Source organism: Primorskyibacter sedentarius (genome assembly GCF_004342065.1).
Classification (GTDB): domain Bacteria; phylum Pseudomonadota; class Alphaproteobacteria; order Rhodobacterales; family Rhodobacteraceae; genus Primorskyibacter; species Primorskyibacter sedentarius.
Map to the genome: position 1 here is coordinate 499,376 of NZ_SLZU01000001.1, position 25,733 is coordinate 525,108.

At 62.4% G+C, this 25,733-nt stretch carries 22 protein-coding genes and 1 tRNA gene; 10 read left to right on the top strand and 13 right to left on the bottom strand.

All coding sequences use genetic code 11. From position 1 onward, the window contains the following. Positions 1-49: 49 nt before the first annotated feature. Positions 50-1,183 (bottom strand): hypothetical protein, encoded by a 1,134-nt coding sequence (locus EDD52_RS02290; protein WP_132241405.1) that lies wholly within the window; start codon positions 1,181-1,183, stop codon positions 50-52. A gap of 200 nt (positions 1,184-1,383) precedes the next feature. On the opposite strand from EDD52_RS02290, the gene infC reads away from it, so the two are divergent. Next, the gene (infC, locus tag EDD52_RS02295) at positions 1,384-1,929 is read left to right on the top strand and encodes a translation initiation factor IF-3 (protein ID WP_132241406.1); all 546 of its coding nucleotides are present in this window, start codon (positions 1,384-1,386) and stop codon (positions 1,927-1,929) included. Between the two features lie 223 nt (positions 1,930-2,152). Here the strand turns inward: infC and EDD52_RS02300 are convergent, their stop codons facing one another. The 4 genes from EDD52_RS02300 to EDD52_RS02315 form a co-directional block, all read right to left on the bottom strand. Next, positions 2,153-3,142: a molybdopterin-binding protein gene (locus EDD52_RS02300; protein WP_132241407.1), complete on the bottom strand. Its 990-nt coding sequence runs from the start codon at positions 3,140-3,142 to the stop codon at positions 2,153-2,155. Further along, the gene (locus tag EDD52_RS02305; RefSeq protein ID WP_132241408.1) at positions 3,139-4,110 is read right to left on the bottom strand and encodes an XdhC family protein; all 972 of its coding nucleotides are present in this window, start codon (positions 4,108-4,110) and stop codon (positions 3,139-3,141) included. The genes EDD52_RS02300 and EDD52_RS02305 overlap by 4 nt, the downstream gene beginning before the upstream one ends. A 278-nt stretch (positions 4,111-4,388) precedes the next feature. After that, complete coding sequence (locus EDD52_RS02310; protein WP_132241409.1) at positions 4,389-5,648, bottom strand: vWA domain-containing protein; 1,260 nt, start codon at positions 5,646-5,648, stop codon at positions 4,389-4,391. Between the two features lie 86 nt (positions 5,649-5,734). Continuing rightward, on the bottom strand, positions 5,735-6,643 hold the full coding sequence (locus EDD52_RS02315) for an AAA family ATPase (protein ID WP_132241410.1): 909 nt from the start codon (positions 6,641-6,643) through the stop codon (positions 5,735-5,737). A gap of 233 nt (positions 6,644-6,876) precedes the next feature. On the opposite strand from EDD52_RS02315, the gene EDD52_RS02320 reads away from it, so the two are divergent. The 8 genes from EDD52_RS02320 to EDD52_RS02355 all read left to right on the top strand — a co-directional run bounded on the left by EDD52_RS02320 (position 6,877) and on the right by EDD52_RS02355 (position 16,276). Beyond that, a complete protein-coding gene (locus EDD52_RS02320; RefSeq protein ID WP_132241411.1) occupies positions 6,877-7,908 on the top strand; it encodes a glycosyltransferase family 2 protein in 1,032 nt (343 codons plus the stop codon). After that, complete coding sequence (locus EDD52_RS02325; protein ID WP_132241412.1) at positions 7,905-8,543, top strand: sulfotransferase family protein; 639 nt, start codon at positions 7,905-7,907, stop codon at positions 8,541-8,543. The genes EDD52_RS02320 and EDD52_RS02325 overlap by 4 nt, the downstream gene beginning before the upstream one ends. Beyond that, entirely contained in the window at positions 8,543-10,903 is a 2,361-nt protein-coding gene (locus tag EDD52_RS02330; protein ID WP_132241413.1) for a glycosyltransferase family 2 protein, read from the top strand. The genes EDD52_RS02325 and EDD52_RS02330 overlap by 1 nt, the downstream gene beginning before the upstream one ends. 1 nt (position 10,904) lies before the next feature. Beyond that, on the top strand, positions 10,905-11,600 hold the full coding sequence (locus EDD52_RS02335) for an FkbM family methyltransferase (RefSeq protein ID WP_132241414.1): 696 nt from the start codon (positions 10,905-10,907) through the stop codon (positions 11,598-11,600). Between the two features lie 70 nt (positions 11,601-11,670). After that, positions 11,671-12,732: a glycosyltransferase family 2 protein gene (locus EDD52_RS02340; protein ID WP_132241415.1), complete on the top strand. Its 1,062-nt coding sequence runs from the start codon at positions 11,671-11,673 to the stop codon at positions 12,730-12,732. A 90-nt stretch (positions 12,733-12,822) separates the two neighbouring features. Beyond that, positions 12,823-13,863, top strand: a complete 1,041-nt coding sequence (gene pyrC / locus EDD52_RS02345) for a dihydroorotase (RefSeq protein WP_132241416.1) — start codon at positions 12,823-12,825, stop codon at positions 13,861-13,863. A gap of 24 nt (positions 13,864-13,887) precedes the next feature. Then, on the top strand, positions 13,888-14,574 hold the full coding sequence (locus EDD52_RS02350; protein ID WP_132241417.1) for an orotate phosphoribosyltransferase: 687 nt from the start codon (positions 13,888-13,890) through the stop codon (positions 14,572-14,574). Positions 14,575-14,779: 205 nt separating this feature from the next. Next, positions 14,780-16,276 carry a replicative DNA helicase gene (locus tag EDD52_RS02355; protein ID WP_132242002.1) on the top strand — a complete coding sequence of 499 codons (1,497 nt, stop codon included), beginning with the start codon at positions 14,780-14,782 and terminating at the stop codon, positions 16,274-16,276. A 133-nt stretch (positions 16,277-16,409) separates the two neighbouring features. Here the strand turns inward: EDD52_RS02355 and EDD52_RS02360 are convergent. Beyond that, positions 16,410-16,485: transfer RNA gene (locus EDD52_RS02360), tRNA-Val, on the bottom strand. A gap of 125 nt (positions 16,486-16,610) precedes the next feature. Here EDD52_RS02360 and EDD52_RS02365 point away from each other — a divergent pair. Further along, entirely contained in the window at positions 16,611-17,789 is a 1,179-nt protein-coding gene (locus tag EDD52_RS02365; RefSeq protein WP_132241418.1) for a cytochrome P450, read from the top strand. 19 nt (positions 17,790-17,808) lie between these two features. On the opposite strand, the gene EDD52_RS02370 is transcribed toward EDD52_RS02365, so the two are convergent. The 7 genes from EDD52_RS02370 to EDD52_RS02400 all read right to left on the bottom strand — a co-directional run bounded on the left by EDD52_RS02370 (position 17,809) and on the right by EDD52_RS02400 (position 25,674). Further along, a complete protein-coding gene (locus EDD52_RS02370) occupies positions 17,809-18,777 on the bottom strand; it encodes an ABC transporter ATP-binding protein (RefSeq protein WP_132241419.1) in 969 nt (322 codons plus the stop codon). Continuing rightward, on the bottom strand, positions 18,774-19,754 hold the full coding sequence (locus tag EDD52_RS02375) for an ABC transporter ATP-binding protein (protein ID WP_132241420.1): 981 nt from the start codon (positions 19,752-19,754) through the stop codon (positions 18,774-18,776). The genes EDD52_RS02370 and EDD52_RS02375 overlap by 4 nt, the downstream gene beginning before the upstream one ends. A gap of 4 nt (positions 19,755-19,758) precedes the next feature. Then, complete coding sequence (locus EDD52_RS02380) at positions 19,759-20,661, bottom strand: ABC transporter permease subunit (RefSeq protein ID WP_165907439.1); 903 nt, start codon at positions 20,659-20,661, stop codon at positions 19,759-19,761. Then, on the bottom strand, positions 20,658-21,668 hold the full coding sequence (locus EDD52_RS02385) for an ABC transporter permease subunit (protein WP_132241421.1): 1,011 nt from the start codon (positions 21,666-21,668) through the stop codon (positions 20,658-20,660). The genes EDD52_RS02380 and EDD52_RS02385 overlap by 4 nt, the downstream gene beginning before the upstream one ends. Beyond that, on the bottom strand, positions 21,668-22,759 hold the full coding sequence (locus tag EDD52_RS02390) for a M24 family metallopeptidase (protein ID WP_132241422.1): 1,092 nt from the start codon (positions 22,757-22,759) through the stop codon (positions 21,668-21,670). The genes EDD52_RS02385 and EDD52_RS02390 overlap by 1 nt, the downstream gene beginning before the upstream one ends. A 68-nt stretch (positions 22,760-22,827) precedes the next feature. Next, complete coding sequence (locus tag EDD52_RS02395; RefSeq protein ID WP_132241424.1) at positions 22,828-24,423, bottom strand: ABC transporter substrate-binding protein; 1,596 nt, start codon at positions 24,421-24,423, stop codon at positions 22,828-22,830. A gap of 318 nt (positions 24,424-24,741) precedes the next feature. Further along, positions 24,742-25,674, bottom strand: a complete 933-nt coding sequence (locus EDD52_RS02400; RefSeq protein ID WP_243651807.1) for a D-amino acid aminotransferase — start codon at positions 25,672-25,674, stop codon at positions 24,742-24,744. Between the last annotated feature and the right edge of the window lie 59 nt (positions 25,675-25,733).

The following is a 25,733-nucleotide window of genomic DNA, read 5'->3' on the forward strand; positions in this document are numbered from 1 at the left end:
TTCCCGGGCGGCACGTGTTTGATTTTCAGTTTCCAGCCGTCGGCCAGGTTCAGAGGTTGAGCGCCTCACGCAGCTTAGCAAGCGCATCGCCGAGCAGTTCGGGATTGTCTTTCACCTGATCAAGGCCCGCTTTCAGCGTGGTCTTTTCAAGCACACCAAGCTCGGATCCGTCGATCATCTCGACGACCTTGTCGAAGTTGAAACCGTCGACGGTCAGCAATTCTTCGGCCTCCGCTTCGCTTACACCTTCAACGGCAGATTCGGTGGCTTCAGCCGTTTTGTCGGCGGCTTCGGCAGTGGCTTCTGTTGTCGCTTCGGCAGCTTCGGTCGTGCTCTCTGCGGTTGCTTCAGCGGCTTCTGTCGCGGCTTCAGCAGATTCTGTCGCGGTTTCCGCCACTCCAGTTGCAGCTTCCGCCGCTTCTGCAGCCGTGTCGGTCGCTGCTGCGGTCGCCTCTGCTGCAGTTTCGGTGGCAGCCTCTGCTGTCGCATCTGCTGCATCCGCTGCTGCTTGGGTGGTTGCCTCTACAGCCTCGGCAGCGGTGTCGGTCGCTGCGGCTGTGGCATCACCGGCCGCGGTTGCCGTTTTCTCGGCCACCTCGGCTGTCGCATCAGCTGCGCCTTCTGCGGCCTCACCAGCCGCTTCCATCGCATCGCCAACCGCCGATTCGACGGCCTCGGTCGCACCGGCAGCAGCCTCGGCAACAACGTCGTCGGCATTCTCGGCCAATGAGGCAGCATTGCTCACGGAATCCTCGACAGCTTCGGCCGCGTCAGAGGCCACGTCACCGGCGGCGTCTGCAACGGCTTCGGCGGCAGCTGCGGCCTGTTCGGCAGTGCCTCCGGCAGCTTCGACAGCATCTCCGGCCAGCGCAGCCACGCCTTCGACAGCGTTACCCACGGCATCGGCGGCACCTTCAGCAGCCTCTGTCACCTCTTCGACAACGGCTTCGGCCTCTTCGGCCACGGCGTCAACGCCTTCGGCAGCGGCATCCGCGGCTTCCTCGGCAGCGGTTTCAGTCGCCTCGGCCGCTTCTGCCACGGCTTCCGCAAGCGGTTCGGGCGCTGCGACAGTCTCTGCCGGTTCGGCGACCTCTGCCTGTTCGGACTGCTGGTTTCCGTTGAACCAAAGGTAGCCCGCGACTGCAACGACGGCGGCCACGACGACCCAAATCAGATTTCTCATAGCAAAGCCTTTCCTGGTACAGCGCACCCCTGTCCTGCAAGGGTACAACATTCGGTGCAGGTGTCCTATGCAGACATGCAGGACGCAAGGGGGAAATCCCAAACTTTCACCCCAATCCCCTTGATTTGCCGCTTGAATACACAACCCACCAAGTTTACCTTGCGCATTCGAGCACGTAACCTACCGAAAGGACAACGACCATAGCCCGCAGACCTCATAATGCGCCGCCGACACGCGAAACCGGACCCAGGGTAAATGAGCGGATTCGCGCCCCTGAAATCCGACTGATCGGTGCCGAAGGCGAAAATGTCGGCGTGGTGACGCCCGCCCGCGCAATGGAAATGGCAGTTGACGCCGGACTCGACCTTGTCGAGATTTCGCCGAATGCCAATCCGCCCGTGTGCAAGATCATGGATTTCGGCAAGTTCAAATATGAACAGCAGAAACGTGAATCCGAAGCCCGCAAGAAGCAGAAGACGATCGAGGTGAAGGAGGTCAAGTTCCGCCCCAACACCGATACGCACGACTATGACGTCAAGATGCGCAATGTCTTCAGGTTCCTTGAAGGTGGCGACAAGGTGAAGGTCACCCTGCGCTTCCGTGGACGGGAAATGGCACACCAGAATCTGGGCCGGGAACTGCTGGAACGGGTCGCTGACGACACGAAAGAAGTCGGCAAGGTCGAGAACATGCCCAAGATGGAAGGCCGCCAGATGGTCATGATGATCGGGCCGCTGAGCAAGTAAGCTCTGCCACATCGCAATGTTCGCATGGGCGGCCCCTTTCGGGGGCCGCTTTTCGTTTGGCCGGTGGTCGCAAACAGTGGGGCGACTTATTGAACCCGGTTACCCGACGATTCCGCGCGTTCCGGAGTGCCCAGCGATGGGAACAAGGCTGGCTGACATTGGACGCATCGGCTGGATGCCCGCGCCGAAGCATAGGAAACATGGGGCCGTGCGGATCTGCCCGTCAGCCGTCGCGCGGGCTGGGGCGGGTCGGGATTTCCATCAGCAAGCCACCGACCCCCATCGCGGCGATGTCCGCAGGCGAGACATCTACACCGCAAAGGATGCGCTCCATCACCCAATCGGCCCCGTTCAGCGCGGGCGACCGCGCACAGCCCGGCAACCCGATGACAGGTCGCGTCCCAAGCGTGCCGTAGAAGAGCAGGTTCCCCGGATCGACCGGCATGCCGAAATGGGTCACCTCCCCCCCGGCCTGCCGGACCGCCTCGGGCGCGATGTCGTGACTGTCGGAGGTGGCAGAACCGGTCAGGATAAAGATCACCTCGGCCCGTACCGTCCTCAACGCGGCGGTCAGGGCCTTGATCTCGTGCCCACAGGCCCGGCTGTCGGCCAGCGCGACGCCCAACCGGGCCAGACGGGTGCGCAACGCCTTTTCGCCCTTCTCGACGCTACGCTGGTCCACGACCGTCTGGATCAATGCCGCATCCGACACGACAGGCAGGTGCAGACGCAACGCATCCCGCCCCGCCTCACAGGCCGCCTCTACCGCGTCTTGCGGCACGGCGTAGGAGATGATCTTGACAGTCGCGGCCATGGTGCGTGGCGCCACGCGCTGCCATTCCGGCAAGGTGGCAACCGTGATCATCGGGTGAATGGCGTTGAGCGCATTGATGCGAGCGGCGTCCACCTCCAGCACCCCGGGCGCGGCGGCATGCAGATTTACCCGGCCGGTCGAGGCCTCCCCAAGCTTCAGCCCTGCAGCTTCCGGATCTGGCACCAGTGCGGCGGCAATTCGCGCGGCGGCCTCATCCTCGGGCAGATCGCCCGGCTCCAGCCGCGCGACGATGACCTCGCTCAACCCCAGCGACCGCAGGGCCGCCACGTCGTCCCGCGACAGCAGTTTGCCCTTGCGCAGCCGCCCTTTCGGCAGGGCGATGGAATGCGCCAGCATCGCACCCTCCGCCCCGGACAGCGGGACCGGGCCGAATTTCATTCTCCTCGCCTCAACACACGGGTCATCTGGGCGAGCGTCGCAACCGCGATTTCCGCCGGGCTCGCAGCCCCGATATCAAGCCCGATGGGCCCGTGGATACGGCCAATCTGACTCTCTGTGAAACCCGCATCCTGAAGCCGCGCAACACGTTTGGCATGGGTGCGGGTCGACCCCAGCGCACCGATATAGAAGCATTCGCCGCGCAGCCCCTCCTCGATCGCCGGATCGTCCAGTTTCGGGTCATGGGTCAGCAGGACAAGCGCCGTGCGTGCATCAAGACCCAGCGCCTGCACCGCCTCATCGGGCCAGTCATGCATCAGCGTGGTCTCGGGGAAACGCGCCGCAGAGGCAAAGCTTTCGCGCGGGTCGATCACGACCGGGTCGTAGCCTGCCAGACGTGCCATGGGAACCAGCGCCTGCGCGATATGCACCGCCCCGACCACGATCAAGCGCAAAGGCGGGTTGTGCACGCCGATGAATACCCTCGGCGCGGTGTCGTCAAAGCCAGAGCGATCCATGCGCAGCCGGTCTTCGTGACCATCCACAACCAAACGTCGCGCGCCACTGTCCAGATCGGCCACGTAACAGATTGCCGTGCGCCTGGCACGGGCGGCCACCAGTTCTGCCAGAAGGGCGTCGCTTAATGCGCCCCCGACAGGTTCTACCAATACGCGGATCGTGCCGCCGCAGGCCAGCCCCACGGCAAAGGCATCGTCGTCGCTGACGCCGAATTCCAGCTCGCGCGGGGTGCCGTCTTCCAACGCCTCCAGCGCTTCGACGATCACGGCGCCCTCGACACATCCGCCAGAGACAGAGCCCGCGATCTCTCCCTTGCCGCTGATTGCGAGTTGAGAGCCTACGCGGCGTGGCGCGCTGCCCCATGTCTGGATCACCGTGGCAAGCGCCGCGCCGTCACCGCTGCGATGCCATGCAAGAGCCTGTTCGGGAATGTTGTCGAAACGGTCCATGGGTCACCCTCCCTGATAGGCCCGTTCTAGCACGCAAGACGGGCCTGTCGCCCCCCTTCCTTGGTCGTGGGGCCAAATTGAAACGCGGCCCTGCAGCACCGGCATCAGACGAGTTTTCCAGCTATGAGCAGAGCCTCGTTTGGGAATTCTTTGCAGCTCTAAGCTATACGAAATTGGCTGCTTTAACAGTTGCCTTACGGGCGAGCCGGCCTGCACCAGAATGCGTTACGGCCGGGCGTAGAACCGTTCCACCCCAACCGAAGAGCGCTTCCGCCAGATCAACTCTCCAGCAATGCCATGAGCCGCGACTTTTCACCGACATCATCGGGGAGGGAGATCGCCTTCGCCAAATCCTCGAGCGACTGGATCGAGTGGCCTGCGCGGAAGCTGTCGACATGCGGCAGCATCGCCCGGATGCCAGACGCCTTTGGCGCGAACCCGTCCCAACGCAGTAAAGGGTTCAGCCAGATCAGGCGGCGCGAGGACAGGTGCAGCCGCTCCATCTCGCGTTCCAACGCGCCCGCATCGTCACGGTCCAGCCCGTCTGTGATCAGCAACACAACAGCCCCCTGCCCCATGACCCGGCGGGACCAGTCGCGGTTGAAGGCATGCAGGCTGGCCCCGATCCGGGTGCCGCCTTCCCAGTCCTGAGCTTCGGCCCCCGCGGCCTTCAGCGCCTGATCGACGTCGCGAGTGGCAAGATGGCGCGAGATATTGGTCAGCCGCGTGCCAAAGGTAAAGGCATGCACCTTGGCCCAGCCAGCGCCCTTTTCATTCGCAACCGCGTGCAGAAAATGCAGCACCATGCGGGAATATTGCGACATCGACCCCGAGATATCGCACAGCACCACGAGGTTCGGCCAGCGCGGGCGCGGTTTGGTGTGCGACAGGCTGCGGATCTCTCCCCCTTGCCGCATGGCGGCCCGGATGGTGCGGCGCCAGTCGGTGTGCCTGCCATGCAGCGCGGCCATTCCGCGGCGCGAGGGGATCGGTTTGACCGGCAGTTTCAGCCGCGACAGCATGCGCTTGGCCTCGGCAATCTCGGCAGTGGACATCTGCTCAAAATCAAGCGAGCGCAGCTTTTCCTCGGCCGACATGGTCATCGAGGCGTCGATCTCTATCTTGATCTCTTCATTCTCGTTTTCCGGCTTTTCCGGCACGTCAGGTTGCTTGCCATCCAGCAGCGCCTCGGCGGCGCGCTTTTCGGCAGATTGCGCAAGCTTTTCCTCCTGCACCCCGCGCATGGCGGGCAGCATCATCGACATCATATGTTCGAGGTATCGCGGATCACGCCAGTAAAGCCGGAAGATCTGCGCAAAGACGATGCGATGTTCGGGCCGGTTCACAAAACAGGCATGCAGCGTCCAGTAGAAATCCCGCCTGTCGGTGAACCCGGCCGCCTCGACCGCGCGGACAGCGTCGATCACCCGCCCCGGACCAACCGGAAGCCCAGCGCGCCGCAGCGCCCGCGCAAAATGCGTGATATTGTTGGCAAGCCGAGGATTGTCCGGGATATCGAGGGGGAAATACTCAGCCATCGGTCAGCCCCATTTTGGAATGCCAAACCCGCGGTCTGCGTTGTGCCGTCTTCCCCGCGCCCGAACGATCTTGTCAGCAGCAAACCTCATACCGGTTCAAGCGATGCTTTGGCCTCATCCAGGATGCGCTTGGCCTCGGAGCCTTGGATTTTCTGGATATCGTCCTGGTATTTCAGGATCGCGCCCAACGTGTCGCTGATCACCTCGGGTGACAGGTCAATCACATCCAGCGCCAGAAGGCATTTCGCCCAGTCGATGGTTTCGGCCACCCCCGGTTTCTTGAACAGATCCTCGGTCCGCAACTTCTGTACAAAGGAGACGATCTCGCGGCTCAGCGTCTCTGCGGCCTCCGGCGCGCGGGCGTGCAGGATCTCCATCTCCCGGTCGAAAGTCGGGTAATCGACCCAGTGATAAAGGCAACGGCGCTTGAGCGCGTCATGCACCTCTCGCGTACGGTTGGAGGTCAGGATCACGATGGGCGGCTCTGGCGCCTTGATCGTGCCAATCTCGGGGATGGTAACCTGAAAATCGGACAGTGCTTCCAGCAGGAAGGCCTCGAAAGGTTCGTCGGTCCGGTCAAGCTCGTCGATCAGCAGAACTGGCGCGCCATTCTCGTCAGGGCGCATCGCCTCGAGCAAGGGACGTTCGATCAAAAAGTCCGGGCCGAAGAGCTCACGGCTGAGCACATCCTTGTCGGCATTGCCTTCGGCCTCTGCACTGCGGATCGCGATCATCTGGGCCGGGAAATTCCATTCGTAAACGGCAGAGGAGGCATCCAGCCCTTCGTAGCATTGCAACCGGATCAGGCGGCGGCCCAAAGACGCGGCAATCGCCTTGGCAATCTCTGTTTTCCCGACGCCGGCCTCGCCTTCCAGAAACAGCGGCCTGCCCAGCCGCAGCGACAGGAACACCACCGTTGCGAGCGCCCGCCCGCAGACATAGCCCTGTTGCGCCAGCATTTCCTGCACGGCATCGATCGTATCTGGCTGAGACATTTGCGGTCCTCCTGCCCCTTGGGTGCAATGGCCCGCCCCCGGGGTCAATAGCGCCAAGGTCGCAGACGCCCCGGCACCGCACCATTGGGGGCCCGTCAAATCCGCTGCGTTTCTTGACCCTTTCCCCGCAAACTGCGATGATTCTCCTAACCAATTCGTGCTACGGGAGGCTGAACTTCCGAGTCAGATGGCAGGCAACGCAACATGAATATTTCAATCGCGGGCATGAATGGATGCGCATAACCGCCGTGACATGCGTGAAAAACGAAGGCCCGTTCCTGCTGGAATGGATCGCCTTCAACCGCCTCTTGGGCGTGACAGATTTCCTGTTTTATTCCAACGACTGCACCGATGGCACGGATACCCTGCTGGACGCGCTGGCCGCGCGGGGCGGTGTCCGGCATCTGCCAAACCCGGCCAAGGGGCGCAACTACCAGATGGAAGCATTGAAGGATGCGGCCCGTCAGGACGAGGTGGCCCAGGCCGATTGGGTCTGGATCGCGGATGTGGACGAGTTTCTGAACATTCACGCGGGCGATCACACCATTCCGGCGCTCATCGCAGCCTGCGGCGATCCGCAGGCAATCTCTGTCACCTTCCAGTTCTTTGCAAATGACGGGGTCAACGCGTATCAGGATCGCCCGATCATCGGGCAATTCATGCGCAGCCATAACCCGGACCTGTGGTGTGCGGAAAGCGCCATAGAGGTCAAGACACTGGTGCGGCGCGACTTTCCGCTGCAATATTACGGCGCGCACCGGCCCTTCTTTCGCAACAGTCTTGCCGAGGAGAAACGGCCGCGCTGGACGGACGGGTCAGGGCGCGACGTTCCATCCAAGTTTCTGGTCGCCGCCAATACCCGGCGCATTCGCAAATTTCCCGCCGCAGGGGCGCGCGACCACGCAACGCTCAATCACTACGCGCTGCGCTCTCTCGACAGCTATCTTGTGAAGAACGACCGTGGCGACGTAAACCGCGACAACCGCAATTTCGACGACACCTATTGGCGCGAACGAAACGACAGCGCGTGGGAGGATCGCTCGGTCCTGCGCTACCTGCCCGATCTTGAGGCCGCGCTGGCAGAGCTGAAATCCGACCCCGAGATCGCCAGACTGCATGACGATGCGGTGCGGCTGCATATCGAAAAGCGCGATGCGTTACTGGCGCAACAGGACTATGCCGCGATGCGCGCCCAACTGTGCGATGCGCCGACGATCCCGCCCGAAGAGCTGAAGCTGATGCAGGCATTGGGGTTGCCCGCATGAGCCGTTTGCGCGTCATCAACCTTGGCCTGCCAAAATCCGGCACCACGACGCTGTCGATTGCGTTGCGCGCCGCTGGCCTGACCGTGGCCGATCATCGTATCCGCCGCAACCAGACGACCGATCCGAACCTCGCGGGAACATTCGTGGCCCGGCAGCTTTACGAAGGGTTCTTCCGTTCGGGCGATCCGCTGGAATTTCTGGAGGCGTTCGACGCGTTTGCCGAGATCAGCATCATAACACCGAACCTTTCGCTTTGGCCGCAGACGGATTGGGGCATCATCGACGCGATCCGCCAGCGCCATCCCGGTGCGCGCTTCCTGTGTTCGCGGCGAGAGGTGCGGGCTTTGTCCATGTCGATGCTGCGATGGACCAATCTGGGCATGGTGCGCCTGCCTGCGGGTGAAATTCCGGGGCTTCCCATGGGGTTTGGGGAAACCGGCCTGCAACGGGAAAGCTGGATCGCGGCGCATTACGCGCATATGCGGCAGCTGTTTCGCGGGGCGGATGATTTTCTGGAATATGACGTCGAAGACCCCGAGGCCCCAGCCCATATCAGCGCGTTTCTGGGGCTTGAGCTGCCGTGGTGGGGCAAGGCCAATGCCAATACCGAGCTTCCGGCTCCGGGGCGCGCGTGATGCGGATATTTGTTCACATCGGCCTTGACGGGCCCGCCACCGACCGCATGCAACATGTGCTTGACGCCAAGCGCAACCAGTTGACCGGAAAGGGCATTCGCTATGCCCGCTCGCCCGGTGCGCGCAACCACACACGGCTGTTCATGGCGGTCACGGACCCCGACCGAATTGACAGCCTACGGTTCAGCAGAGGCTACGGCCCTGCCGAAAAGCAAGCCGCGTTGCGCAAGGATGTCGCGCGCGGGCTGCTGCGAGAGGTCGAACAGCACGACCCTCAGGTGCTGATCGTGTCGGCGCATCAGCTGGGCACTTCTTTGTGCTTACGGTCAGAGCTTGAGCAGCTACGCGATCTGCTATCGCCCATTTCAAGCGACATCCGCATCGTCGCCCATGTCGAAGAGCAGGCGCGCATGCTGGCACGGCGCTATGCCCATCAGGTCATGGAAGGGCGCCGCAGCGCGCTTGATCTGGAGCTTGGCCTGGCCACCGCACCTGATTGGTGGGAGGCAGCCCTGCAATCGGCCCCTGCGCCCGATCCAAGCGTCGGATTGTTCACCGAGGCACAGGCCGCGCCCTTCTGGCTGGACTATGCCCGGCTGGTGCGGGAATGGGATGCGGTTTTCGGCAGCGGTGCAACCTCGTTGCGGGCGATGGACGCAGAGGTGTTCGGCGCGCAGTCCCTTCAGGACGAGGTGGCGCAGAGCTTTGAGATCACCGAAAACTTCGGGAAATATGACGCGCAGCCGTTCTCAGCTGAACCTGCGGCACCATGGCTGACGCGCTGTCGCCAATTCAACGACGTCATGCTGCGGTATCTCGACCGCGAAAAGACCGTGCTGCCGCGCCCGGTCTGGCGGCGATTGCTGAACGAGATCCGCATTGATGGCGCCGCGATCGATCCGGGCAGCCTGAGCGCAATCTCGGATCGGTTCGCGGGCGACAATGCCACTTTGCTGGCAAAGCACCCCGCCCTGACGGCACAGGCGATGGCCCCTGCCGCGCCCTCGGAGCCTTGGGCGGAACCCGACCCGCAATTCGGCTATCGCGCAACGCAGTACCTTTTGGCCTTCCTGCCGCGTATCCGCCAAGCCGCCCGCCAGGAAAAACAGACGCGCGCCGCGGATATTGCGGCCCTTAACGGCGAGGCCCCCATACCGGACCCTGCGCTTCCCGGCCTCAGCCCCTCGGCCAAAGAGGTCATGCCGCCATTGGCCGTACAGAAATTCGCGTCCCTGCAAGGGTCTGCCTATGCCCCCCACAACCGGATGGGCAAGCTTGATGAAGAGGCCGCCGCCCCGGCCTACACGCCAATCGTGCCGCGCCGTCTGCCGGAGGGTTCGACCGGCAATGTCATCGTCGCCTGCATGAAAAACGAGGCGCCCTACATTGTTGAATGGATCGCGTATCACCGGGCGATGGGCGTCGACAATTTCCTGATCTACACCAACGGGTGCGAGGACGGCACGGCAGAGATCCTTGACCGGTTGCAGCAGATGGGTGTGGTCCAGCACCGCAACAATGACGACTGGAAAGGCAAGTCCCCGCAGCAGCACGCGCTTAACAAGGCGTTGAAAGAGCCGGTGGTGCGCAAGGCGGACTGGCTGATCCATATCGACGTGGACGAGTTCATGAACGTGCGCTGCGGCAATGGCACGTTGCAGGACTTCTTTGACCGCGTGCCCGATGCCACCAATGTCGCCATGACGTGGCGGCTGTTCGGCCATAACGGGGTGCACCGGCTGGCGGATCGGTTCGTCATCGATCAGTTCGACAGTTGCGCGCCGAAATACTGCCCCAAGCCGCACACGGCCTGGGGGTTCAAGACGATGTTCCGCAACTTCGGCGCCTATAAAAAGCTGTCCTGCCACCGGCCAAACAAGCTTGACGATACGCTGCGCGATCAAGTGCGCTGGGTGAACGGGTCCGGCGCGGACATGACGGGCGAGGCCATCAAGAACGGCTGGCGAAACTCGCGCAAGTCCATCGGCTATGATCTGCTGCAACTGAACCACTATGCGCTGCGTTCGGCAGAAAGCTTTCTGATCAAACGCCAGCGCGGTCGCGCCCTGCATGTCGACCGGTCCATCGGGTTGAACTACTGGATTCGTATGGATTGGTCGGATTTCAAGGACATCACGATCAAGCGCAACCTGCCCCGGCTGCAACTTGAATATGACCGGCTTCTGGCGGATGACGCGCTCCGGCACTGGCATGAGAAGGGTCTTGCGTGGCACCGCGCCAAGGCCACAGAACTGCACGCGAACCCTGAATTCGAAGACCTGTATCGCAAGGCGTTGACCTTGCGCCTGACCGAAACCGAACGTGTCGCCTATGCGCTGGCACTCGACATGGAGAGCTGACATGCAAGCCCCGACACAGAGACGCCAGTTCATCAGGTCGCGCGGTCTGAAAATCCCGAAACATCCCGACATCACACGGGGCCAGCGGCGCGGCGCCCTGCGGGACGGGCTGTACGAACGCAAGGAATGCGACGCGGTCATGAAGGTGGTCCAGCGCGGTGACGTGGTGTTGGAGCTTGGCGCCGGCATGGGTTATATGTCCACGCTGATGGCCTGCAAGACGCCTGCGGAACATATCCACGCGTTTGAGGCGAACCCGACCATCATCCCCTATATCCGCTCGGTGCACGAGGCCAATGATGTCACCAATGTCACGCTTCACAACGCGCTGCTGGCGCCGGAGGCAGGCGAGCCTGCGGATTTCTACGTGCGCAAGAATTTTCTGGCCTCGTCGCTTGATCGCGAAAGCGGGCCGGACAACATCACCTCTGTCGAAAAGGTAGAGGTCCGCAGCCTGCCCGACACTTTGGCGCAGTTAAATCCAACCGTTCTGGTCTGCGATATCGAAGGCGCAGAGGCCGGGCTATTGGGCTCTGCCGATTGGTCCGGGCTGCGCGCCGCCGTGATCGAGCTGCACCCGCAATGGATCGGCCAGGAGGGGGTTCAGTCAGTGTTTGATGCGATGCAGAAGGCCGGGCTAACCTACTTTCCCAAAGCGTCCGAAGCAAAGGTCGTGACCTTCCGCAAGGGGTGGTAAGGACCATGCCTGCCGCAGCGACCCATCGGCGCGAAACCGGGCCGTCAGCGCAGCAAAAGGGCATCGTTGCATGAAAATCTGCGCGGTTCTCTGCGTCCGAAACGAGGGCGCCTTCCTCCTCGACTGGATCGCTCACCACCGGGCCTGTGGCGTCACCGATTTCGTGGTGCTGTCGAACGATTGTCAGGATGGCACAGATGCGCTGCTGGACCGGCTGCAGCTGCTGGGCGGGCTGACGCATTTGCGGAACGACGGGCCGCACGGCCGCAACGGCATCCAGTTCGCGGGGCTGAAGCTTGCTGACAAATCCGACCGGGTGAAGGATGCGGATTGGCTTCTTCCTCTGGATATCGACGAATTCGTCAACGTTCATGTCGGCAACCGCACCCTGCCCGCCTTGATCGAAACGCTGCCCGAGGCCACCGCGATCACCCTGACATGGCGGCTCTTCGGCAATGCGGGGATTGAGCGTTTCGAGGACAGGCCAATCCCGGAACAATTCACCCGCGCCGCGCCCGAGATCATGTACTGGCCGTGGCGCTCTGCGATGTTCAAGACGCTCTACCGCAACGACCGGACCTACCGAAACCTCGGCGTCCACCGCCCACGCAACCCGCGCGATGACCGGCTGGCGGATGCGCGCTGGTACGATGCCCATGGCCGCCCGCTGGGCGAGGGGTTTACCACGACGCGCATCTTCAACAACTACGGACGCCCCAATTACGGGCTGGCGCAGCTCAACCACTACGCTCTTGGGGCGATGGAAAGCTATGTGTTGAAGGCCGCGCGCGGGCGGGCAGTGCATTCGGACCACATGCTTGGGCTGGATTACTGGGTGGAGCGCAATTTCAACACGGACGAGGACGCCACGATACGGGCGATGGCAGAGCCCGCGGCCGCGATCCGGGCAGAGCTGGCCGGGGACGCGGAACTGGCAAAGCTGCACGAACAGGCCGTCCACTGGCGCCGGGCGCAGTTCGACAGCCTTCTGGCGCAAGAGCCCTTTCGTGCCCTCATGGGTCGGCTGCTGATGACCCCGCCATCGCAGCCAGTACCGCTTGATCAGGCGCAATTCCTTATCCGGCATGCTACCCTCGCGCGCACCAGGGCGGCGCAGGCTCAGCAGGACTGAGACCCCACGCGTGGAAAACCCGCCGGGAGGGGCAATTTCGCGCGGCATGCCTCTGGCGCGTTACGGCGGGACCGTGCTATCGGCATGCCCATGACCCAGACCCTGACACTTCGCCGCCCCGACGACTGGCACCTGCATCTGCGCGACGGCGCCATGCTGTCCGCCGTGGCCCCTGAAAGCGCCCGCCATTTTGGCCGCGCGATCATCATGCCCAACCTCGTGCCCCCTGTTGTCACCGGCGCACAGGCCGCCGCCTATCGCGACCGCATCCTAGCAGCCCTGCCCGAGGGCGCGGATTTCAAACCGCTGATGACGCTGTACCTGACCGAAGATACCGACCCGGACGATCTGGCGGCCGCGCATGCATCGGGCCTGATCACAGCGGTCAAGCTGTATCCGGCAGGTGCCACCACCAATTCCAATTCCGGGGTACGCAACTTTGACAATGTCCGGCCCGTGCTGGAACGTATGGCCGAGATTGGCTGTCCGCTCTGCGTGCATGGCGAGGTCACGGCGCCCGAGATCGACATCTTCGACCGCGAGGCCGTGTTCATTGACACCGTGCTGGACCCGATCCGCCGCGCGACCCCCGGCCTGCGCGTGGTGATGGAGCATATCACCACCAAACAGGGCGTTGACTATGCCCGCTCGGGCGGCACCGACCTGGGCGCCACGATCACCACGCATCACCTGATCATCAACCGCAACCACATCCTGGTGGGCGGGATCAAGCCGCATTACTATTGCCTGCCCGTCGCCAAGCGCGAAGAGCACCGGCTGGCCTTGCGTGAGGCAGCCACCAGCGGCGAGGCGACATTCTTTCTGGGCACGGACAGCGCCCCGCATACCGACGCGCTGAAGGAACAGGCCTGCGGCTGCGCCGGGTGTTTTACGGCCACCAACACCATGTCCCTGCTGGCGCATGTGTTCGAGGAGGATTGCGCGCTGGACCGTCTGGAACCCTTCACCTCGCTGAACGGTCCTGCCTTCTACGGCCTGCCCGCGAACGAGACAACGCTGACGCTGACCCGTCAGGACACCCCTGTCACCTACCCGTCGAAGATTGACAGCGGCGATGGCCCTGTCACCGTCTTTGACCCCGGCTTTCCGGTCCACTGGGCCGTTACCTGATCCAAAGCACCAAAGGATACCGCCATGATCCCCTCTGCCTACCCCGAGCCGCAGGAAATCGCCCGATTGACCGCCCGGATGCTGCTGGAAATCGGCGCGGTGAACTTCAATGCCGAAACGCCCTATACGCTGTCTTCCGGCCTGCCCTCGCCCAGCTATGTCGATTGCCGCAAGCTGATCTCCTACCCGCGCATCCGCGCCACGCTGATGGATTTTCTGACCGTCACGATCATGCGCAATGCAGGGTTCGAGGCGTTCGACAACATCGCTGGCGGAGAAACCGCGGGTATCCCCTTCGCGGCCCTTGTGGCTGAACGCATGGCCCTGCCCATGACCTATGTGCGCAAGAAGCCCAAAGGTTACGGCCGCAACGCGCGTATAGAAGGCACCATGACCGAAGGCCAGCGCGTGCTGCTGGTCGAGGATCTGACAACCGATGGCGGGTCCAAGCTGTCCTTTGTCGATGCGATCCGCGAAACCGGGGCCAGCTGTGGCCACACGGCGGTGATCTTCTACTATGATATCTTCCCCGAGACGATCAAAACGCTTGGCGATCACGGGGTCGAATTGCACCACCTGTGCACCTGGTGGGATGTGCTGGCAGAGGCCCGCGCGCAAGAGGCGTTCGACGCCGACACGCTTGCAGAAGTCGAGTCGTTCCTGAAAGCGCCGCGCGACTGGCAAGAGGCGCGGATGGCGGCCAAGGCCTGACCTTGCGCCCGCCCGCGCGCTTTGCGACGGTGCGACATTAAAAAAATGTTGTGGCAAGAATTCGCCACAACATGTTGACGTGAAAGCATCACACCTGCCAAGATGATGTAATAAAACTTACCCACAGGCTTTCCACAGTTTATACAATTTGCGAGAGCCGCCGGGGATGGTCTATGTCAGCGGTCTGACGCCAGAGGGGCACGACATGAACGAAATCACCGCTTTCAATCCGACGGGCGCGGAGATTCAGCAGCCCGATACGATGCCGCATTCCATCGAGGCTGAACAGCAGCTTCTGGGTGCGATTCTGACCAACAACGATGTCTATGACCGGGTCGCCAGCATCATTGGGCCGCAGCATTTCTATGAACCCGTTCATGCCCGCATCTTCGAGATCGCAGCGGCACGGATCGCCAAGAACAACCTCGCCTCTCCGGTGACGCTCAAAGCGTTTCTGGAGGATGACGAAGGGCTGAAGGAGCTGGGCGGGCCGCGTTACCTGGCGACGCTGGCGGGCTCTGCCGTGGCGTCCTTTGCGATCCGTGATTACGCGCAGATGATCTATGATCTGGCCGTGCGCCGCGATCTGATCCTGCTGGGCCGCGACATCAGTTCCAAGGCCACCAAGGTCGAGATCGGATCAGAGCCCAGAGAACAGATCGTCGAGGCGGAACAGGCGCTTTATAAGCTGGCCGAACAGGGCCAGAGCGAGAGCGGGTTTCAATCTTTCCTGAAGGCCGTGACCGAGGCGGTCAATGTCGCAAACGCTGCCTATCAGCGTGACGGCGGGCTGGCGGGTATCTCTACCGGCTTGACGGATCTAGATGCCAAGCTCGGCGGTTTGCACAAATCGGACCTTCTGATCCTCGCCGGGCGTCCGTCGATGGGGAAAACCTCGCTTGCGACCAACATCGCGTTCAACGTGGCCAAGGCATATAAACGCGGGACATTGCCGGATGGCAGCGAGGGGGCGATAGAAGGCGGTGTCGTGGGCTTTTACAGCCTTGAAATGAGCGCCGAACAGCTTGCCGGCCGTATCCTTGCCGAAGCATCCGAAATCAGTTCGCACAAGATCCGTCAGGGCGACATGGACGAGGTCGAATTCCGCCGCTTCGTAGAGGCCGCCAAAGCGCTGGAGGCCTGTCCGCTTTACATCGACGACACGCCTGCCCTTCCGATCTCACAGCTTGCCGCCCGTGCCCGGCGGTTGAAACGGACACATGGGCTCGACGTGCTGATTATCGACTACCTTCAGCTTGTCCGCGGCACCGGGCGTTCGGAAAACCGCGTCAACGAGATCTCCGAGATCACGATGGGCATGAAGGCCATCGCCAAGGAACTGAACATCCCGGTGATCGCCCTGTCACAGTTGTCGCGTCAGGTGGAAAACCGCGAGGACAAGCGGCCTCAGTTGTCGGACCTGCGGGAATCCGGGTCAATCGAACAGGATGCCGATGCGGTCATGTTTGTCTTCCGCGAGGAATACTACAAGGAGCGCGAAAAACCCGGCGATCACGATCTGGATGCAATGGCCCGCTGGCAGGACGAGATGTCTCACCTTCACGGCAAGGCAGAGGTCATCATCGGCAAGCAGCGTCACGGCCCGATCGGCTCGGTCGCCCTCAGCTTCGAAAGCCAGTTCACCCGCTTTGGCAACCTCGCCAAACCGTGGCAGAGCAATAGCGGCGGCGAAGAATACTGAACCCCGGCGGCCCAGCCGGGCCGCCAACGCTTTGCGACCAGCGCTGCGTCAAGAATCTCCAGACAGCTGCACAGCACGCGCCATATCTCCGCCACAAAGAGCGAACGATTAATAAGCGCTGCCAGAGATATGATGGTGGGTGATGAGAGGCTCGAACTCCCGACATCTTCGGTGTAAACGAAGCGCTCTACCAACTGAGCTAATCACCCGTGGAGGGTGGTTTAGCCAAGCGCCTCGCGGGAGGCAAGCCAGTTTTTTCAGAAAGTGACAAGAACCTGCGCCAAGCCGCAAATCCCCCTTGCGCTTGGTGCGGTGCAGAGCATGTATTGGCCGCATGCAGTCATTCGAACAGTCCCCCACCGACCCCGTTTTTGTCCAGGACCCCTACCCTGCCTATGACCGCGCCCGCGCGGTTGCGCCCTTGGTGTGGTGGACCCACTACCAGATGCCCGCCGCGATGGACCATGCGACGGTGAATGCCTTGCTGCGGGATCGTCGATTCGGGCGGGAATGCCCGGCAGAGCTTGCGGGCGCGATCCCGGATCATCTGCGCGCTTTCTACGCGGTCGAGGCGCATTCCATGCTGGAGCTTGACCCGCCGCGCCACACCCGGCTGCGCGGGCTGGTCCTGCGCGGATTTACCTCGCGCCGGATCAAGGAACTGGCCCCCGAGATCGATACGCTGGCAACGCAGCTGGCCCGCGATCTGCCGCAAGGCCCGGTGGACGTGCTGGCCGCCTATGCCACTCCGCTGCCGGTGATCGTGATCGCGCGGCTTCTGGGCGTGCCGGACAACCTCGCGCCGCAGCTTCTGGCGTGGTCGAACGCGATGGTCGCGATGTATCAGGCCCGCCGCAACCGCGCGATAGAGGATGCCGCGGCAACGGCTGCGCAAGAGTTTTCGGATTTCCTGCGCGGCTATGTCGAAGAGCGCCGGGCGCAGCCAGCCGATGACCTCATCACCCATCTGATCGCAGCGGAGGAGGAAGGCGAGAAGCTCTCTACCGACGAATTGATCACGACCTGCATCTTGCTGCTCAACGCCGGGCATGAGGCCACCGTTCATACGCTGGGAAACGGGCTGAAGGCCCTCTTGCAGACTGGAACGCAGAATGTGGCGCTGGCGGATATGGATCTCGCAGTCGAGGAGATCCTGCGCCATGACCCGCCCCTGCACATATTCACGCGCTACGCCTTGGAACCGGTCACGATCCATGGGCACGAATTTCGACGCGGTGACCAGGTGGCGCTGATGCTGGGCGCCGCGAACCGTGATCCGGCTGTCTGGGACGCAGCCGACCGGTTTGATCCGGCGCGCCCCGCGAAACCGCATACCAGCTTTGGCGCGGGCGTGCATTTCTGCGTCGGCGCCCCCCTTGCACGGCTTGAATTGCGGATCGGGTTGACGATTCTGCTGCGAATGTACCCGAACCTGCGCATGGTCGAACCGGCACGCTACGCCGATCTTTACCACTTTCACGGGCTCGAACACCTGATCGTGGAAACCACCTGACCTCTGAGGCGCAGCAGTTTCAGGCGGTTTCGGTCCCCTCCGGGTAGAAACAGGCGGCGGCATGCGCGGCATCGCCCAGTTCAGGACGTTCAGTTCGGCACCGGTCCTGCGCTTTCCAGCAACGGGGCGCAAAGGGGCAACCTGCGGGGATGTCCAGCGGCGAGGGCAGTTCCCCTTCCAGCTTGATCCGGTTGCGGTGCCGGGTCGGATCGGCGGACGGCGTCGCTGATAAGAGCGCCACCGTATAGGGATGGCGCGGCGCGCCAAAGACTGCCTCCTTTGATCCGCGTTCCACCGGGCGCCCCAGATACATCACCACCACATCATCCGCGACGTGCCTGACCACCGAAAGGTCGTGCGAGATGAAGAGATAGGCAAGCTCCATACGCTCTTGCAGATCCAAAAGCAGGTTCAGCACCTGGCTCTGGATCGACAGGTCCAGGGCAGACACGGGCTCGTCCAGCACCAGCAGCTTCGGCTCCAGAATCAGCGCGCGGGCGATTGCAATCCGCTGCCTCTGCCCGCCCGAGAACATATGCGGGAAACGGTCGTAATGTTCGGGTCGCAGGCCGACCATCTCCATCATCTCGCGGGCCTTTGAGGCGCGTTCGGCTGCTGGCATGTCGGGGCGTTTGATCTTCAGCGGTTCTTCGATGATGGACCCGACCCGGTGCCGCAGGTTGAGCGAGCCGTAAGGGTCCTGAAACACGATCTGCACCTGCGACCGCAGGCTGTCCCAGTTTTCTGGCACGCCGGGGGTGCCGCAGATGGTGAACTCCCCCGCAGTCGGTTCTTCGATCAGGGTGATCAGCCGTGCAAGCGTGGACTTGCCGCACCCGCTTTCCCCGACCACCGCAAGCGTCTTGCCCGGATCGATGGAGAAGCTGGCCTCTGACAGGGCGCGCACGACCTGCCGCTGGCTGAACATGCCGCCGCCGCTTTCATAGTGGCGTGACAGGTTGCGGGCGGTGACGACGGGCTGGGTCATTGCGCCTCCTCCGTGGCGGGGGCCATGAGCGGATAGTGACACCGTGCACGGCCCAGTTCGGGTGGTTGCACCGGCGGCAGCGTGCTGCGGCAGCGGTCATCCGCAAAGGCGCAGCGCGGTGAAAAGAGGCACCCTTGTGGCCGGTCGAATTGCCCCGGCACAACGCCGGGAATGGTCGGCAGGCGCCGTTCGGTCGCGCGTTCCGGCAGGGCCGCCAGCAGCGCAGCCGTATAGGGGTGGTGCGGCGTCTGGAACAGGTCCTTGACCGGCTGATCCTCGACCTTCCAGCCGGCATATTGCACGGCGACCCGGTGCGCGGTTTCGGCCACGACGCCCATGTCATGGGTGATCAGGATCAGCCCCATCCCGGCATCGCGCTGCAACCCCGTCAGAAGATCAAGGATCTGCGCCTGAATGGTCACATCAAGCGCGGTTGTCGGCTCGTCCGCGATCAACAGCTTGGGACCGCAGGCGATGGCCATCGCGATCATCACCCGCTGGTTCATCCCGCCTGACAGCTGATGCGGGAAGGCGTTCAGCCGCTTCTCCGGTGCAGGAATGCCGACCATCTCCATCAGCTCCAGCGCGCGTTTCTTGCGGGCCGCGCGGTCAAGGTTCAGGTGTTGGGCCAGTGCCTCGCGGATCTGGAAACCGACGGTGAAACAGGGGTTCAGAGAGGACATCGGCTCTTGAAAGATCATCGCGACATCGCGCCCGATCACCTTGCGCCGCGCCGAAGGTGACAGGTTGCGCAGGTCCTTGCCATCAAAGGTCAGCTCATCTGCCGTGACCGTGGCCGTCCAGGGCAGCAGCCCCATCGCCGCCAACATCGAGACAGATTTGCCAGAGCCGGATTCGCCCACGATGGCCAGCACTTCGCCCGCCTCGACAGTGACATCCACCCCGTCCACGGCGCGGAACGATCCCCCACCGGTGGCGAAATCAACAGATAGATTGCGTATGTTCAGCAGTGCCATGATGTCAGCTCCGCTTCAGCTTGGGGTCAAGCGCGTCGCGCAGCCCGTCGCCCATCAGGTTGATCGACAGCACGGTGATCAGGATCGCCAGCCCCGGCAGGGTCACAACCCACCATGCGCGCAGAATGAACTCTCGCGCCTCGGCCAGCATGGTGCCCCATTCCGGCGTTGGCGGCTGCGCACCCATGCCAAGAAACCCGAGCGCGGCCACATCGAGGATCGCGTTGGAGAAGGACAGCGCCGCCTGCACGATGATCGGGGCCAGACAGTTGGGCAGCACGGTGATGAACATCAGCCGGGGCAGCTTTGCCCCTGCCACACGGGCAGAGACCACGTAATCGCGCGTGCGTTCGTTGATGACGGCGGCGCGCGTCAGGCGGACGTAATGCGGCTGCAGCACTACCGAAATCGCGATCATCGCGTTCAGCAAAGACGGCCCGAGGATCGCCACCAGAACCAGCGCCAGAAGCAGCGACGGAAAAGACAGGATGATGTCCATCAGCCGCATGATGACGGTATCAAGCCATTTCGGCGCAAACCCGGCAACAAGGCCAAGCAGGATGCCACCAGTCGCCGCGATGACCACCACGACCATGCCGACAAAGAAGGAAAACCGCGCGCCGTATAGCAGCCGTGACAGCATGTCCCGGCCCAGCGGGTCTGTGCCCAGCGGGAAGGTCCAGCTGCCGCCCTCTTGCCAGACGGGCGGTTGCAACGTGGCTTCGCGAAATTGTTCGGTCGCACTATGCGGCGCGATCACGTCGGCGAGCAGCGCCAGCAGGACGAGGATGCCAAAGGTCCACATCCCGATCACGGCACCGCGGTTTTCGCTGAAATACTGCCAGAACTCGGCAAGGCGGCCGGGGCGTTTGGGGGCGGTTGCGGCGGCTTCGGTCATATCGGTCATTTGCGCGTCCGGATTCTGGGATTGATGAGCCCGTAGAGCATGTCCACGATCAGGTTGACGATCATCACCACCACGGCGACAAGCAGCAGTCCGCCCTGCACCACCGGGTAGTCGCGGCGGAAGATGCTGTCGACCATCCACTTGCCGATACCGGGCCAGGAAAAGATCGTCTCGGTCAGGATGGCACCTGCCAGCAACGTGCCGACGGACAGGCCAATGACGGTAATGACGGGGATCATCGCGTTTCGAAGCGCGTGCAGCCCGTTGATACGCCACGGCTTCAGACCCTTGGCGCGGGCGGTGCGGATGTAGTCTTCGGACAGAACCTCCAGCATGGCGGACCGCGTCTGCCGCGCGATCACCGCCAGCGGGATGGTCGCCAGCACGATGGTCGGCAGGATCAGGTGACGAATGGCCGAGGTAAAGGCGCCGTCCTGCCCCGACAGCAGACTGTCGATCAGCATGAAACCGGTGGGCGTGGGGAAATAGTACAGCAGCCCCATCCGGCCCGAGACAGGCGTCCAGCCAAGGTTGCCGGAAAACACGATGATCAGCAGCAGGGCCCACCAGAAGATCGGCATGGAATAGCCCACCAGCGCCGAGGACATCAGCGCCCGGTCAAAGAACTTGCCCCGGTTCACCGCCGCAATCACCCCAGCCGGGATGCCCAGCGCAATGGCGAGGATGATGGCGCAGAGCGACAGCTCCAGCGTTGCCGGGAAAAGCGCGAAGAATTCGTCCCAGACCGGTTTCTTGGTGACGAAGCTTTGCCCCAGATCGCCTTGCAACACGCCGGTCAGGTAGTCCCAGAACTGCGTCAGCAGCGGCTGGTCGAACCCGTATTGGCGGCTTAGCTCTTCATAGCGTTCCTGCGACATGCCGCGTTCGCCCGCCATGACGATGATCGGATCGCCGGGAATGACGCGGATGAAGGCAAAGGAAATCAGCGTGACACCCACGAAGGTTACGAAAAAGGTCGCCAGCCGGGAGAAAAGAAAACGCAGCATCAGCCGATCACCGTCAGGTCTTTGGGAAATGTCGTAAGCGAGCGGCAACCGGTTTCGGTGACAAGCACGTCATCCTCGATCCGGACGCCGAAGCCGCCCAATTGGTAGAGGCCCGGTTCGTTGGTGAACACCGTTCCTGCGGCCAGAACTTCGTGGTTGCCACGCATGATATAGGGTGCCTCGTGGACGTCCCGGCCCAACCCGTGGCCCGTCTTGGTGCGGATACGGTCGGCATAGGGCGACGCTTCGAGCACGCCGATCACCGCATCGTCAATCTGATGCGCGGTGACACCCGCGCGGGTGACCCTGTGACCCGCCTCATTGGCGGCAAGGACGGTGGCATAGACCTCTTGCGCCTCGTCCGAGGCATGACCCACGAAAAACGTGCGCGTGATATCGGCGCAGAACCCGGCCGAAATGCCGCCAAAATCGATCAGCAGCGCGTCGCCGGGCCGGATCTGGTAATCGCTGCGGGCATGGGCATGCGGGCGGGCAGAGTTATCGGCAGCCGCAACGATGGGCGCAAAGGCCATATCATCGGCGCCGTTTGCGAAAAGCGCCCCGACGAGAATGCTTTCGACCTGTTTTTCGGTCATGCCCGCGCGGACCTGCGCGATGGTGTCGGAAAGGGCGGTTTCGGAAATGCGGATGGCTTGTTCAAGCGCGGCGATATCCGCATCCGTTTTGACGGTCCGCAGGCCCGAGATTTCGCGCTCTGCATCCACGATCTGCAACCCCGGATAGGCGGCGGCCAGCGCGTGATGGACGAAGACCCGCATCACCTGCCCCTCGACGGCAAGGCTCGTCAGCGGCAAATGGCCAGCCAGCGCGGCGAAGGCATCGCCGTAGCCGGTCTGATCCATCCAGTCGAAGGTCTTGCCCGGAAAATCGACCTGTGCCCAGGACCCCAGTTCAAGGTTCGGCATCAGTGCCGCAGGCTCGCCCTCTGCCGGGATGATCACCAGCTTGGGGCGCTCGTTCGTGCCGAAGGCCTGCCCCAGCGCGCGGGTAAAATTCGGCCCCGGCACAAGGCCAACAGCGTCGACGCCCAAACGGCGCGCGACGCCGCGATATTCTGCGAAACGATCCATGAGGCTGCCTTCTTGAGGTGGCGGAAAGGGCCGCGAACGGCCCCTTCCCGGTCGTTGCGGTGACGCGTTTACTCGGCGAGGCTCACATCGGTGAAGATATGGCCGCCCAGCGGGTGCACCTTGTAGCCTTCAACCTCGGGGCGCATCGGCATGAAGACAACCGAATGCGCGATCGTGGCCCAGGGTGCCTGCTCCTTGAAGATCACCTGCGCCTCTTCGTACAGACGCGTGCGCTCTGCCGGATCGGTCACGGTCTTGGCCTGCTGGATCAGGTCTTCGAAGGGCTGGTGGCACCACTGCGCCCGGTTTGACGCTTCGACCCCGTCACAGCCCAGCAGCACGGCCAGGAAGTTGTCGGGATCGCCGTTGTCGCCCGTCCAGCCCAGAAGAACCGCACCATCACGATCAAGCGCGCGCGAGCGTTCGAGGTATTCGCCCCATTCGTAAGACACAATTTCCACATCAACACCGATCTCTCCAAAATCGGCCTGCATCAGCTCTGCCATGCGGCGCGCGTTGGGGTTGTATGGGCGCTGCACCGGCATCGCCCAGATCTTCATCGACAGATCCGACACGCCCTCGGCTTCGAGCATGGCCTTGGCCGCATCGGGATCATAGGCGTCATCTTCGACCGCGTCATTGTAGGACCACATCGTCGGCGGGATCGGGTTCTTGGCGATCTCGCCAGAGCCCTGGAAGACCACGTCGATGATCGCCAGCTTGTCGATCGCCATGTTCAGCGCCTTGCGGACCTTCGGATTGTCAAAGGGCGCGACGGTGGTGTTATAGGCCAGATATCCGACGTTCAGACCTTCCTGCTGCGCGACGGTGATGCCTTCATCGTCCTGCATCGCCTGAATGTCGGCAGGGTTGGGATAGGGCATGATGTGGCATTCGCCAGCCTGAAGCTTCTGGTAGCGGACAGAAGCGTCTGGCGTGATTGCGAATACCAGATTGTCGACCTTGGGCAGACCATCAGCCCAATACTCGGCATTCTTGGCATAGCGGATCACCGCGTCCTTCTGATAGGCGACAAAGCTGAACGGCCCGGTGCCGACCGGCGCCTGATTCAGCATCTCGGGCGTGCCTGCCTCCATCATCGCATCGGCATATTCGGCCGACAGGATCGAGGCGAAATCCATTGCCATATTGGCGATGAAGGGCGCTTCGGGCCGGTTGAGCACGAATTTGACCGTCATGTCGTCGACCTTTTCGACCGACTTGATCAAATCGGGCATGGACATGGACTGGAAGTATTCCCAGGACCCGCCGGAAACCCCGTGATAGGGGTGATCGTCCAGACGCTGGCGTTCAAACGAAAAGACCACGTCATCGGCATTGAAATCGCGCGTCGGCGTGAAGCTGTCGTTGGAATGGAATTTCACGCCGGACCGCAGGTGGAACGTATATTCCAGCCCGTCTTCGGAGGCTTCCCAGCTTTCTGCCAGACCGGGAACAACCTCTGTCGTGCCGGTCTTGAATTCGGCCAGACGGTTGTAGATCGGGTGCGATGAGGCGTCGAAGGTGGTGCCTGCGGTAAACAGCGCCGGGTCAAACCCTTCGGGCGAGCCTTCCGAGCAATAGACCAGCGTTTGCTGGGCCATGGCAGAGCCGGCCATCAATGCCGCGAACCCTGCCGAAACCATAAGTTTCTTGAGTGTCATTTGTGATCTCCCAGTTGGTTTCACTTGATCGTCTCATGCGAACTGCCCGGACGCGCCGACGCCTGTTTCGCAAGACAGATTTCTCAAGGGCAGGCCTTGCCGCGGGCGTGGGTGTGTAGGCGGGCGTTTTCGCCTGCTTACGTCGCCCAAGTCTTTGACAAAGTGTCGACACGCATTCGCAAATGCGGTCTTTGCTTCAAGCCCCCTGTAAGACCGTATGAAACTAAATTCCTGACGGGGCCGCAAGCATCCTTGTACGTGAAAATCAAAAAACGACCTCAGGTCACGTTGCAGCCGGACAAGTTGCTCCGGACCGACTTATCTCGTGTCGTTTTCGACCAGAGACTTATATAGCGTCCGGATGCGGGCAAAGATGGGGCCTTTCCCGTCATCATTGCCGATCCTGCGCCCGTCGATTTCGGCCACAGGTGTCTGCGCACCGAATGTTCCGGTCAGGAAGGCTTCGTCCGCCGAATAGGCATCGATCAGCGAGAAGTTGCGCTCGAACACCGGGATACCGTCCTGACGACACAGCTCTATCACCTTGTGCCGGGTCACGCCGTTCATGCAATAATCACCGGTAGAGGTCCAAACCTCCCCCTTGCGGACGATGAAGAAGTTGCAGGCATTTGTCGTGTTCACAAAGCCATGCGGGTCCAGCATCAGACCTTCATCCGCGCCCGCCTGTTCGGCCTGAATGCAGGCGATCACGCAGTTCAGCTTTGAATGAGAGTTGTACTTGGCGTCCTGGCTCATCGGCAGGCCGCGCACCTGCGGGACAGTGGCCAGACGGATGCCCTTGGACTGGAGCGTATCGACGGGTTTCGAATGCTCCATGATGATGACGATGGTCGGCCCGCTGCGCGACAGCGACGGGTGCTGGAACGGGCGCACCTTGACACCCCGCGTCACCATCAGGCGGCAATGCACATCATGGGTCATGCCATTGGCGAGCCGCGTCTCTTCCAGCGCCTGCACCAGTTCCGCGCGGGTCAGTCCGATATCCAGCGCCACGGCCTTGCAGGAGTCGTATAGCCGGTCGAGGTGGTCATCTAGGAAGGCCCATTTGCCATTGTAAAGCCGCAGCCCTTCCCACATCCCGTCCCCCAGCATGAAGCCGCTGTCATAGACCGAAACCTTTGCCTCGTCGCGATGCTTCAGGGCGCCGTCGACATAGATCAGGATGTCGCGATTGCGCGGATCATCCTCGGCGGAATGGGTGGTTTCGCGGTCCATATCGTCGGTTGTCATGGCATGTCCCTGATGATGAAACGGGGTCAAATACCCCGACTGAAATAGTCGCCCGACCC